This window comes from Saccharopolyspora gloriosae, assembly GCF_014203325.1.
GTDB classification, from domain to species: Bacteria; Actinomycetota; Actinomycetes; order Mycobacteriales; family Pseudonocardiaceae; genus Saccharopolyspora_C; species Saccharopolyspora_C gloriosae.
Genome location: NZ_JACHIV010000001.1, coordinates 3,965,536 through 3,977,795 on the forward strand (window position 1 = coordinate 3,965,536; position 12,260 = coordinate 3,977,795).

The 12,260-nt window shown below is 70.6% G+C and carries 12 protein-coding genes; 11 read left to right on the forward strand and 1 reads right to left on the reverse strand.

Features of this window, described 5'->3' with window-relative positions; translation table 11 throughout:
• Positions 1-22: 22 nt before the first annotated feature.
• From BJ969_RS17475 to BJ969_RS17525, 11 genes are all read left to right on the forward strand, one after another.
• Positions 23-733 (forward strand): CpaE/TadZ family protein, encoded by a 711-nt coding sequence (locus BJ969_RS17475; protein ID WP_184479966.1) that lies wholly within the window; start codon positions 23-25, stop codon positions 731-733.
• The gene (locus BJ969_RS17480; protein ID WP_184479968.1) at positions 730-2,073 is read left to right on the forward strand and encodes a TadA family conjugal transfer-associated ATPase; all 1,344 of its coding nucleotides are present in this window, start codon (positions 730-732) and stop codon (positions 2,071-2,073) included. Before BJ969_RS17475 ends, BJ969_RS17480 begins: the two co-directional genes overlap by 4 nt.
• 107 nt (positions 2,074-2,180) lie before the next feature.
• Complete coding sequence (locus BJ969_RS17485) at positions 2,181-2,921, forward strand: type II secretion system F family protein (RefSeq protein WP_184479970.1); 741 nt, start codon at positions 2,181-2,183, stop codon at positions 2,919-2,921.
• On the forward strand, positions 2,918-3,787 hold the full coding sequence (locus BJ969_RS17490; RefSeq protein ID WP_184479972.1) for a pilus assembly protein TadB: 870 nt from the start codon (positions 2,918-2,920) through the stop codon (positions 3,785-3,787). The genes BJ969_RS17485 and BJ969_RS17490 overlap by 4 nt, the downstream gene beginning before the upstream one ends.
• A 27-nt stretch (positions 3,788-3,814) precedes the next feature.
• Positions 3,815-4,063, forward strand: a complete 249-nt coding sequence (locus BJ969_RS17495; RefSeq protein WP_184479974.1) for a hypothetical protein — start codon at positions 3,815-3,817, stop codon at positions 4,061-4,063.
• 17 nt (positions 4,064-4,080) lie between these two features.
• On the forward strand, positions 4,081-4,485 hold the full coding sequence (locus BJ969_RS17500; protein ID WP_184479976.1) for a TadE/TadG family type IV pilus assembly protein: 405 nt from the start codon (positions 4,081-4,083) through the stop codon (positions 4,483-4,485).
• Positions 4,482-4,913 carry a TadE/TadG family type IV pilus assembly protein gene (locus tag BJ969_RS17505; protein WP_184479978.1) on the forward strand — a complete coding sequence of 144 codons (432 nt, stop codon included), beginning with the start codon at positions 4,482-4,484 and terminating at the stop codon, positions 4,911-4,913. The genes BJ969_RS17500 and BJ969_RS17505 overlap by 4 nt, the downstream gene beginning before the upstream one ends.
• Complete coding sequence (locus tag BJ969_RS17510) at positions 4,910-5,320, forward strand: hypothetical protein (RefSeq protein WP_184479980.1); 411 nt, start codon at positions 4,910-4,912, stop codon at positions 5,318-5,320. The genes BJ969_RS17505 and BJ969_RS17510 overlap by 4 nt, the downstream gene beginning before the upstream one ends.
• Positions 5,317-7,605 (forward strand): LysM peptidoglycan-binding domain-containing protein, encoded by a 2,289-nt coding sequence (locus BJ969_RS17515; RefSeq protein WP_184479982.1) that lies wholly within the window; start codon positions 5,317-5,319, stop codon positions 7,603-7,605. Before BJ969_RS17510 ends, BJ969_RS17515 begins: the two co-directional genes overlap by 4 nt.
• 856 nt (positions 7,606-8,461) lie before the next feature.
• Positions 8,462-9,718: an AAA family ATPase gene (locus tag BJ969_RS17520; RefSeq protein ID WP_343071459.1), complete on the forward strand. Its 1,257-nt coding sequence runs from the start codon at positions 8,462-8,464 to the stop codon at positions 9,716-9,718.
• A gap of 59 nt (positions 9,719-9,777) precedes the next feature.
• Positions 9,778-11,523, forward strand: a complete 1,746-nt coding sequence (locus BJ969_RS17525) for a vWA domain-containing protein (RefSeq protein WP_184479984.1) — start codon at positions 9,778-9,780, stop codon at positions 11,521-11,523.
• A gap of 278 nt (positions 11,524-11,801) precedes the next feature.
• Here the strand turns inward: BJ969_RS17525 and BJ969_RS17530 are convergent, their stop codons facing one another.
• Positions 11,802-12,065: a hypothetical protein gene (locus BJ969_RS17530; protein ID WP_184479986.1), complete on the reverse strand. Its 264-nt coding sequence runs from the start codon at positions 12,063-12,065 to the stop codon at positions 11,802-11,804.
• Positions 12,066-12,260 lie beyond the last annotated feature (195 nt).

Consider the following 12,260-nt stretch of genomic DNA (forward strand, 5'->3'; position numbering starts at 1 on the left):
ATGGCCCGGCCCGGTCTTGGCCGTGGACGCCGACCCGGCGCGGGGCAGCTTGGTGCCGGGGTGGTTGTCGCGGTGGTGGGTCGACGGGCGCCTCACCACGGACGGCGCGGTGACCTTCGCGGCGAGCACACGCAGGATGACGAGTGTGCCGGCCGAAGGACTCGCCGGTCACGCCCAGGAGGTTCCCCACGCCCGTCACGTCCGGGTTCTGCCCGGGGTGCTGCACCGCGAGCAGGCGACCGCTATCGGCTCGGACGGCTGGTCGCGTCTCGCGAGCGCGCTGCGCGACCTCACGGCCTCGGGGCCGGATGTCCTCGTCGACGCCGGACGGTGGTCCCCGCAGACTCCGTGGCCGCTTTTGGGTGCGGCGGATCGGGTGCTGCTGGCGGTGCGCCCAAGCCTGCGGTCGTGCTCCGGCAGCACCGATCTCGCCCGCCACCTGGCCGACCGGTACGCCGCGGTGGAACTGGCGGTGCTGGCAGCCGACTCCCGCGGTGCAGCCGACACCGCCGCAGCGCTCGGGCTGCCGGTGGGGCTCACCGTGCCCGAGGACGCGATGAGCGCGCACGTGTTCAGCGACGGTGCCCGAAGCCCAGCACGCCTCGATCGACGGCCCTTGTGGAGAGCCACTCGCCGCAACGCGCGCGCCTTCCACCGCCAAGCCCACCAGCCGGTGCGTTTCGACCATGACACGAACGTGGGCGTGGACATCGTGAGGGCGGGGATCGAATGACCACGACATCGACGCTGCCGTGGTTCGACGACGGCGACCCGATCCCTGATCCGACGTCGGTGGAATTCGTGCGGGGCGAGGTCGCCCGCCGAGTCGAGGCCGGCGACCTCGACGAGGCCACCGTGATCCATGAAGAACTCGCCATGTGGGCCGCCCACCGAGTCCGGCGAGGGCTCCCAGAACTCTCACATGCGGCCGAAAAACGCCTCGAAGAAGCCGTCCGTGGCGCCGTGAACGGACTCGGCGGCCTCGCACCGGTCCTGAACCGCGACCGTGTCGAGAACATCCACATTCACGGCTGCGACCACGTCCTCGTCGAATGCTCCGACGGCACCACAGCCCGCTGGCCCTACTCGGTAGCCGAGTCCGACGAAGCGCTACTAGAGCTGCTCGGAGAACTGTTCGCCCGGCTCGGACACACCTCCCGTGAGTTTTCTCCAGCGCACCCGATCGCGAACATGCGCATCCCCTTCGGTGGTCCGCTCGGGTCTCGTGTCGCGGCGGTCCGGGAGGTGTGCGCTCGGCCGCGGGTGGCAATCCGGCGGCATCGGCTCGCCCACGCCACCCTCGAGGACCTCCACACGAACGGCACGGTCGACAACCGGCTTCACGAGGTGCTCGCCGCAGCGGTCGCTGCCGGACTCAACGTACTGGTCACCGGCGGCCCGTACGCGGGCAAGACGACCATGTTGCGGGCACTGTGCCAGCAGATCCCCGCACCCGAGCACGTGATCACCATCGAGGATGACTACGAGCTCGGCCTGCACCTCGACCCACACCGACATCCTCTGATCACGGCGTGGGAAGCCCGCACCGCCGGAGCCGAAGGAACCGGGGAGATCACCCTCGATGATCTACTCAAGCAGGCCCTGCGGCACTCGCCCTCGCGGGTGATCGTCGGAGAAGTCCGTGCTGGGGAGATCACCGCGCTGCTGCGCGCGTTGGGCAACGGGGCAGCTGGCGGCATGGGCACCCTGCACGCCACCAGCGCCGCCGCCGTCCCCGACCGCATCGCCGCCCTCGGCCAGCTAGCCGACCCGCCGCTGCCGATCACGGCCGCGCACCGCTGGACCGCGTCCGCACTCGACCTCATCGTGCACGTCACCCGACACGACACCCCGCGAGGACGCCTCCGCACCATCGGGGAGATCGTGGAGGTCGGCCCGGTCGGCGACGCCGACATCCCCGACCTCACCCCGATGTTCGCCACCCCGGCGGGCCAGGACCGTGCGGTGCCGATCGGCCCGCCCAGCCCCGGGCTGCTCGACCGGCTCATCCACGCCGGGCTCGACCCCGACGTATTCGAGCCCCCGGTGCTCATCGGTGGTGGTCGGCGATGAACTCCTTCTTGCTGGGCGGAGCACTGTGTGGGTTCGCCTTCGCCCTCGCCACCCTGATCCTCCTGTGTGGACATGTCGGGTTTCCGTCGATCCGCTGGGTCCGTCCGGTGGCGAGCCGGTTCTCCCCGAGGTCGCTGCGGCTGGCCGCCGTGGCGGTGCCGCTCGGCGCGGTGGCGTGGTGGGTGACCGGCTGGCCGGTGGGCGGGATCGCCGTCGCGGCGGCCACGGTCGGCCTGCCCCGCATCCTGGCCCCGACCGCAGCACGCGACGGGATCGTGCGCGCCGAGGCGTTGGTGACCTGGACCCGTCGGGTCGCCGACCTGCTCGCTTCCGGTGCAGGGGGGCTCTCGCAGGCGATCACCCGCTCCGCCGCCACCGCCCCCGGGCCGCTGGCGGAACCAGTCGGACGGCTCGCGCACCGAGCCCGGCATCAGGGCACGGAGACGGCGCTACGTGCCTTCGCCGACGAACTGGCCGATCCTGCGGCCGATGCGATCGTGCTCGCCCTGCTGCTGCGGCTGCGCACCGGCGGACGCGGGCTCGCCGAGCTCCTGCACCGCCAGGCCGACGCCCAGGCCCGCGACGTCACCGCACGCCGGGACGTCGAAGCGGACCGGGCGAAACCGAGAACCACGGTGCGGTCCCTGATCGGCATCACGCTGACGATGCTCACCGGCCTGCTGATCTTCGCCGGGCACTACCTGAACCCCTTCGCCACCACCGACGGACAGCTGGTGCTCGCAGGGATCGCGGCGCTCGCGGCGGCCTCACTGGTGTGGATGCACCGCCTCACCACCCCGCCCACACCACACCGCTACCTCATCAGCACTGCTGGGGAGGTCCGATGACCCCGCTCGCACTACTGCTCGGGACCACCTTCGGAGCCGGTCTCGTCGCCATGTTCACCGCGTGCGTGCCCGCAGCACGGCTGGACCTTCCTGCCGCGCTGAACCACATCACCGTCCGCACGAACTCCGGGACGAACACGGCCCGCACCCTGCCCGCACGTCTTGCCCGACGGGCCGCGCGCGCCCGTCACCCGTGGCTCGGGCTCCCCGAAGCCGACCTGGACCTGCTGGAGATCGCCCCGCCGCAGTACGTGTCCCGACGGCTGCGCGGTGCGCTACTCGGCGCCGCAGGCGGAACCGGACTCGGATTCCTCGGGATGGCCGGGAACCTGGTTCCCGCTGTTGTCGTGGCCTTCGGCGCGGTGGCAGGCGCCGGGTTCGGCGGGATGCTCCCGTACTTCCAGCTCCGGGGCGCTGCCGCGCGGCGGCGTGAGGCTTATCGGCGGGTGCTCGCCGTCTACCTCGACCTCGTCGCCCAAGAGCGCAGTGCCGGCCGAGCGGCGAGTCCCGCGTTGCGCGAGGCCGCGGAGCTCTCCGAGCACCCGTTGTTCCTGCGGATTCGGGCCACCGTGGCACACGCACACCGGTTCGGCCACACCCCCTGGGACGCACTACGCGAGCTCGGCGACCGTATCCAGCTGCCGGAGCTGGCCGAAGTCGCCGACCTGGCCGACACCGCCGCCGACGGTGCGGCCATCGCCACCAGCCTGCACACCAAAGCCGCCTCCCTGCGTCACGCCGCGCTTGCTGCTGACAGCGCCGACGCCAACTCGCGCAGCGAACGCCTCAGCGTGCCGACCTCGTTGCTGATGCTCGCGTTCCTCGGCCTCGTGCTCTACCCGACCCTCGCCCAACTGCTCACCTGACACCGCACCACGAAAGGAACGCAGCTCATGCACGCGCTTCGCCACACCCTCACCCGCAGCACCGAAACCCTTCAGTACTGGGTCCTCACGCTCGTGCTCTCCACCACCACCGCCCTCGACCACCTGGCCACCCGCGCCCACCGAATCCGGTTCGACGACACCGGCTCGGAAACCACCGAGAAGGCCGTGCTGACCGCGATCGGCCTGGCCGTCGCGGTCGGGCTCGGCGCAGCGATCACCGCCGTGGTCAACAAATACCAAGGCCAAATCCACTAGCCGAAGGACCCTCCCCCATGTCTGTCCACACCAGACACAACTACTCGGATCGCGGGTCGGAGACCGTGGAAACCGCAGTGCTCGCCGGGCTGGCGCTAGTGCTACTGGTCTCGATCGTGCAGGCCGCGTTGTGGTGGCACACCCGCAGCCTGTGCCAGCACGCCGCCGCCACCGGCCTGCACGCCGCCCGCACCTACCACTCCACGCCCGACGCCGGAGAACACGCCGCCACCGACTTCCTCACCCGCGCGCCCAACGCCGCCACCGACCCCACCACGAACGTGGACGCCAGTGCGGAGGCGGTGACGGTGCGGGTGTCGGCGACCGCGCCGCGCCTGCTGCCGATCCCGGGCCTCGAATTCCGCGTCACCCGCACGGCGACGGCCGAACGGGAACGGTTCACCATAGGAGGCAGATCATGAACCGCCCGTGGACCTCGGATGAGGGTTCGGCGAGCGTGGAGCTCGCCGTGTTGACCCCGGTGGTGCTGGTGGTGCTGGCCGTGGTGATCGCGGGCGGACGGATCGTGACCGCTCACGCCGCCCTGGACACCGCCACTACCGCCGCAGCCCGCGCGGCTTCGCTGGCCCGCACCGCCACCGCAGCACACGCCGCAGCCACCACCACGGCCCGCGACACCCTGGCGCAGGAAGACGTCCACTGCGCACAGCCGTCCCTCCACATCGACACCGGCGCCTTCAACACCGCGCCGGGGACCGCCGGTGCGGTCGTGGTGCGGGCTTCGTGCACCGTCGCGCTCGCCGACCTCGCCCTGCCCACCATGCCCGGCAACATCCCACTGCACTCGGAGTTCACCAGCCCGATCGACCCGTTCCGGGGGCGCACATGAATTCCCACGACCGGGATCGGGGTTCGGTGAGCGTGCTGGTCGCGGTCCTACTGCCCGCCCTGCTGCTCCTGCTCGCCCTCGTTGTCGACGGGGCCGACCGGATGCGGGCGCTGGCCCGAGCAGACGCGGTCGCGGCCGAAGCCGCCCGCGCCGCACTCACCGCCCTCGACACCCGCACGCCCCAGATCACCCTCGACACCGCGCCGGCACGCTCAGCCGCGCAAGACGCGCTCACGGCTACCGGGCACCGCGGCGAGGTCGCCTTTGACGGGCAGCGCACCGTGCGCGTCACCGTGGCCCACACCGAACCCGCCCCGATCGGTCTGCTCGGCCCGGTCCACCACGTCACCGGGCGCGCGGAGGCGCAGCTCGGTGTCGGCACCAGCAACCCCGGACTCGCACCATGATCCTGCTCCTCGCGTTCCTGCGACGGCTCCCGATCCTGCTCGGGCTGCTGATCCTGCTCACGGTCCTGCCCGCGATGCTCGTACTCGGCACCCAATGGCTCGACTGGCCCCACCTCACCTGGCCCCCGCTGCACACCGGGTTCCTCGGGGAGTTCGAGCCCGCGCACTTCCGAGCCTGGACGGTGGACAGCTACCACGAGATCCGCCTCACCCTCGGCATCGACGGGTTCGTCATCGGCGGGTGCCTGCTGTTCATGTGGGCTCTCTGGGGCGTGATGATCTGCTGGATCACCGAAGACACCTACCTCCTGCTCCGATACGGGGCCAGGCAACTCCGCGAACACGGACCCAACGGGGCACGCGGCTGGATCACCGCCTTGGTCACCGGCACCGTCCTGCTCGGCACCGCCACACCCAGCCTCGCCTCAGCCCTTCCCCACACCCCGGTGGCGGCCAGCGCGCCCCGCCACCCCGGCGGCCCACACCGCGCTCCCCCCGAAGCGCCGCGGGCCGCACCGGAGACGGACGGGCACCACGCCCACGGCCCGTCCGTCTCCGGCCCCACCGTGTTCGTTCACCGCGGCGACAGCCTCTGGCTCCTCGCCAAGACACACCTCGGCGACGGCAACCGATGGCCCGAGATCACCGAACTCAACCCCCACCTCTCATGCGAACCCCAATTCCTCCTCGTCGGACAAACACTCCGCATGCCCGACGACGCCGCGCACACCCGACCACCGCCCCTACCCGAAGGAGTCCGCTGGATCACCGTCGGCAACGACGACACCCTCACCAGCCTCGCCCAACACCACCTCGACGACCCCGAACGCTGGCAAGAAATCTTCGACCTCAACGCCGGACGAACCCAACCCTCCAACCGCACACTGCGCTACCCACACATCCTCATCCCCGGATGGCGACTCGCGCTCCCACCGGCCAACACCACGATCAACCCGACCGCGCAGCCCGCCCACGACGAGCCCGAGCCGCACCCGCAGCCGCCTTCCGGCAGAAGCGAGCCGGTCGGCTCTCCGGCGGGACCCGCGCCAACGGCACCGCCTGCGCAATTCGACCGCACGCCTGCGGACCGCCCTTCGGGCAGTTCTCTCGCACCGGGTGTCATCGCGGCCTTGTCCGCAGCCGGAGTCGTGAGCGCCGCTGCGCTCCTGCGCTATCGATTCCGGCTGCGCCACGCCCCCACAACCGAGGCCACTCCACTTCCCGTGGTGTATCCCCTTCCCGTCGCCCTGCACCGCACACGCCTGGACAACGCGGACCATGGTGACGACGAACCCGCCGCCCCAGAGCCCGCCGAGGGTGCCGGCCCGAGTGCGACTCGGGACAGCGGCGAGCCGGTGACTGAGCCTGGTCGTCAGGGCACAGCCGGGGGCGTCGAGGCTGAATCGTCAGCGGCCGAGCCTGCCTTCGCCGACACCGAGGAGGCTGATGCGGGGCTGGAAATCGTGCACACCCCGGCGCCATCACCCGCTGCCCTGCGCGAACCTGTCCCGGCCCCGCCGACAAGCACGATCGAGAGTGAACCTCGGTTGCGCATCACACTGTTCGGGCCGCTGAGCCTGCACTACGGCCTGGAGACCGACCAGCGGGCACGTGAAGTCACCGAGAACTTGCAGCCACGGATGCGTGAGCTGCTGGCGTTCGTGGCCCTGCATCCGGCAGGGGTCAGCCGCGGGGAGTTCCTGGACGCGTTGTGGACACACTCCCCGAACACCAACGCGTTCAACACCGCCCTTTCGCGACTGCGTCACGCCCTGGCAACGATCGACCCGAACCTGGCGGAGTTGATCCGGGCTGGATCGGGCCGCTACCGACTCGATCCGGACAGGGTCACCGTGGATTACTGGGAGTTCACCACCGCACTCGCCTCCCGGCGCGGCGCGAACACCGATACCGACCGGTTCGCCGCTGACGAGCACATCATCGCCACGTACCACGGGACCCTCGTGACCGGCATCGACGCCGCATGGGCCGAACCACTACGCGAACGCGCCCGACGCGTGTTCCTCGAAGCCGTCGCCGCCTGCGCCCGCGCCCTGCACCACCACGATTCCCAACGCACACTCGCTCTCCTGGAGAATGCCGGCGACCTCGCGCCTGCCCACGAACCGTTGTATCGCGACATCATGCGCCTGCAATCCCACCTCGGGCATCACGAGTCCATTCCTCGCACCTTTGCCCTCCTCCAGACGCGGCTCGCCGACCTCGGCATCTCCCCTAGCGCCGATACTCGTTCCCTCGCCGTCCGCCTCACGCAACGCCCCTAACGAAACGCTAGCGATGCACCGACACCGCCCATTTCCGAGTACACGCATCGTTTCCATCGGTCATTTCCGCGATGATAGAATGGCACCGTCGCCAAACTTATCCGCATGACACTGGAGTGCGACCTCATCGCACTTCGAGGCGTGACTACTCGCCTAGAGCGTCGCCCCGCAAGGGAATTGTGGTGTTCCAGGGGTAGCCGGTGCGGCATCTGCCCCTTGCTCTTACCGCCGCGCCGACCGGGGTACCAACCGGGGCGCCAGCCGGGGGGCCACACGAGGATCCGCTTCATCACTCGCCCCCCGCCCCGCCCCGGAGAGCGCTGGTCACCGAGGATGCGGACAGTGCCGAGGCACACCCAGGCTCGTACGTCCCGCACTAGGAAGGACACATCAGCAGCCGGGCGGGCACCTCACATCCTCGGCGTTCCGCCGTCCTACTCTGCCTGTCTCACCAACCCCTGATTTCCACCTAATACCCTCTCGCCCCTTATATTCCACCGCCTCTTTATGGCTTTGATTGCGGGTTCGCGAGTTCCGCATTGCTCCACCCCCCTTGTCCCTATCTTTGGGGCGGCGAATGCGCCCCACTTTTCGCAGTTTCCCTGGTCGCGGGACTGGATTTTTTGAGAAGAGTACGGACTTCGCGGCCGTTTTCGCTTGCATTCATGGCTCGAGTCGAGCTAGCTTCGGGTTGTTCGGAATTCGCCGGACAATTTCGCGAATGGCACACCTGGCGTGAGCCATGTCCGCTACCCGTTGCGATGGAAAGGGAATTGCCATGACTGAAACGCCTACCGCCCCCGCCCCGACGTCCGGACGGTTGCGGAATGGTCAGTTGCGCGCTCAGGTGGCCGGGGTGCTGGCCGCCGATCGGAAAGCCGACCACAGCCCCCGGCAGGTGGCCACGGTATTGAACCGGTCGGCCGGTGCGGTCGGCAATGCGCTCAAGAAGTTGGCCGAGGAGGGTGCGGCGGAGGTCACCAGCGCGGCGCCGTTGCGCTACAAGGCCACCCGCACCACCCGCAAGGCCGCCACACCCCCCGCCGACACCGACGCGGGCACTGGTGCGTCCCCGGCGGCGAAGTCCGGCACCACCCGCGCGACGGCGAAAACCGGTGCCACGGCCAAGAAAACCACCACGGCCAGCAGCGCCCCGAAGTCGCGCAAGGCCGCCGCACCGAGCAAAACCACCACCGCCGTGAAAACCAGCAAGGCGGGCAAGACGGGCACCGCCGCCACGTCCAGCAAGGCGGGCGCGAAGTCGGGGAAGCCTGTTGCGTCCACGGCGCCGAGGGCGGTGCCGTCGTCGACGAAGGTGTCGGGTCCGGTGGCGCGGCCGAACGGGCAGCAGTACCACCCTCGCACCCTGGCCGGGCTGCCCGACGTGACCGCGTTGCGCAAGCTTCGCGAGGCCGAGGTGCCGGTGTTGCTGTACGGCCCGCCCGGCACCGGGAAAACGGCCATCGCGGAGGCCGCATTCCCCGACGTGATCACCGTGGCCGGGGACGGCGACACCACCGTCGCCGACCTCGTCGGTGAGTACACCCAAACCCCCGACGGGCGGTACCTGTTCGTACACGGGCCGCTGGTGCAAGCCATGCGGGAAGGCCGTCCTCTGTTCATCGATGACGCGAGCCTGATCTCGCCGACCGTGCTGGCGGTGGTGTACCCGGCGATGGACGGGCGCCGCGAAGTCGTGATCAAAGCCAACGGCGGCGAAAAGGTGACCGCCGCGCCGGGGTTCTACGTGATCGCCGGGCACAACCCCGGGGTACACGGGGCCATCGTCACCGATGCGTTGTCGTCGCGGTTTTCCGCTCAAGTTCAGGTCTCCAGCGACTACGAACTCGCCGCGCAGCTCCGGATCGAACCGAAAGCGGTGCACATCGCCCGCAACCTCGCCTCCAAGCAGCGCGCGGGCGAAATCGGGTGGGCGCCGCAATTGCGGGAATTGATCGCGTTCCACCGCATCGCAGGCGTACTCGGGACGAACGCAGCAGCCGGGAACCTGCTCAACCTGGCCCCGGAAGAAGACCGCGACACGGTGGCGGGCGTGGTCCGGTCCGTGTTCGGCGGGGCCATCGCCCCGCTTGCCCTCGGCGGGCGCATCTAGCCCGCCCGGCCCCGTCCCGGTTCGTATTTTTCTGTTGCTGTGAAAGGACATTCCCGCCCATGAGTACGCATGTGATCACCGACCCCGCCGCGACCCGCACCCCGATCCACGCGCCACCGTCGCCCGCGTGGCTGAGGCTGTCGGCCGCGCTGACCGAGGAGGTGCCGATCATCGCCGACCGCGACGACCTGATCGTGGACATCGCCCCCGGCGCCGGGCACGGCGCCCCGGCCTGCTTCCTGCCGCCGCACGCATCCATCGAAATCGACGGCACCCACCTCGGCAAGATCGACCCCGCCACCGTTGACCCCGCCGACCCGGCCGATCGCGCCCGCTACGCGACGGTGTGGGGGTTGTTCACCCACGAATGCGCACACGCCCAGCATTCCCGATGGGACCCGCCCGCCGATGCCCCAGCAGGGGCGGTGTCGGCCGCGATGTTGTTGGAGGAGTCGCGCATTGAATCCGCCCACCTGCGGCGCCGCCCGGATGATCGTCATTGGCTGCGCGCGTCGGCGCGCAACCTGATCCTCGCCGACATGCCCACCACACCCGGCATGACCGCCCCCGAAGCCGCGCAGGCGGCCGGGCTGCTGCTAGCCCGCACCGACGCCGGAATCCTCGAAAACGACGAAACCACCGGGCTGAAGTGGGTAATTCGCCACGTCCTCACCACCGACACGCTCGCCACCCTGAGCGGAATCTGGCGGAGCGCGCACGCCGTCGCCGACGACGATGCCGAGGCCATGATCGAACTCGGCCGCCGGTGGTGCGAGGCCGTCGGCACTGACCCCTACACCACGCCCCCGGACAGCAGTAGCGGAAGCGGCAGCACAGACTCCGGCGCGCGGGGGACGCGGTCGCCGTTGGCCAGCGAGGTACGGCGCACGGTGGACGAGGTCGCCCGCCATGCCGCCCGCGAGACACCCCCCGATGGCGGGGCGGCCCGTGCTGCTTCCGCTGCTGTGGAACAGGCCACCGCGACGCAATCCCAACAGATCAGCAAGGACGTCTTCGGCGACGGCGGCAACGGCCACTCCCGCACCGGCACCACCATCATCAGCGGACGCCGGGCACCGACCCCGGCCGAACGACGCGCGGCCCGCACGTTGGCCCGCGCACTCAACACCGCCGGGACCACCGAACGCCACGCCACCCGTACCACCTCACCGGTGCCGCCGGGCCGATTGCGGATGCGCGGCGCGCTAGCCGCCGACGCGCAACGTGCCGCCGGACGCATGCCCACCGCCGAACCGTTCACCCGCACCACCCGTAAAACCGCCCCCGCACCGCCCCTGCGGATCGGCATCGCCTGTGACACGTCGGACTCCATGGGGCGTTACACCGCCGAGGTGGCCTCGGCCGCGTGGATCTTGGCGCAGGCCACCCGACACACTTCCACGCCCGCCGAGTCCGCGACCGTGATCTTCAACCGCACCGTGCTTCCGATCACCTACCCCGGCACCGCGCCCGGCCGTGTCACCGACTTCACCACCTCCGGCAGCGACGAAAACCTCCCCCGTGCAATCCATTCCCTTGACGGCGCGCTTGGCCTCGCTCGCCCCGGGGCAGCCCGACTGCTGGTGATCATCAGCGACGGACGCTTCCACCGCTACGCCGCCGACGACGGCCAACGACTCCTCGACCGGCTCCGCGCCACCGGGTGCGCCGTGCTGTGGTTGACAACCGGCTCCGAGCCCACCCCGTTGACCGGTGCGACCGTGCACCACCTCAGCGACCCGGCCACCACCGCCACCGTCATCGGCCGCGCCGCCACCACCGCACTACGCCACGCCGCCCGCTAACCCCCGGCAGCCCGAGCCCGGTGCGGGGCCGACCACCTACCGGTCGGCCCCGCACCGCACTCGGTCACCACCCCGCACCCGCCACGCCACCGGTTCCGCACCCGTTCACCCCTGGTACCCGCGCCACACGGGAACCGGGGGCGAACCACGCCAACGGGGCACCATCGGCACCCATCACCCAGGACCACGGGTACGCGTGCCGGTAGTCGCCCCCGCGCGGCCGGGGCGCCAACCGGCGAAATGCGGGCAACAGGCCGTCACGTGGCAGCCGCCGAGGGCTAGTCGGGTGGTTCGGCGAGGATCTCCTCGGCCATCTCCAGCGCCAGGCGCCGGACCCCGCCGGGGAGCTCCCCGCGTCCGGCCGCCCACCCCAGCTCGTCCAGCAGCCCCACCCAGATGTAGCGCGACACCGGCACTATCGGCGCGATTCCGGCCAGGCCCGCCGCCTGCCCGCGCCGCGCTTCTTCCCGTGCCCGTTCCGCTGCCTGCGCAAGCCGCGCGCCCTCCTCACGCCATCGCTCACGCTGTGCCCGCGTCGCCACGCCTGGACCGTAAACCGCGCACTCCGCCCCCGCCCAGGTTCTCCACGAGCCCCTGCTCCGTAGGCGAGGCTCCTCGCCGCGGCACCGTGTCCTCGCCACCTCGATGCCGGCGAGAACACCACGTCCTCAGTTCAGCCCTACCCGCGAGCCGCGAGCACCCGAAGTCGCAGGCGAGGCAGACAGGCGCCGCGTAGC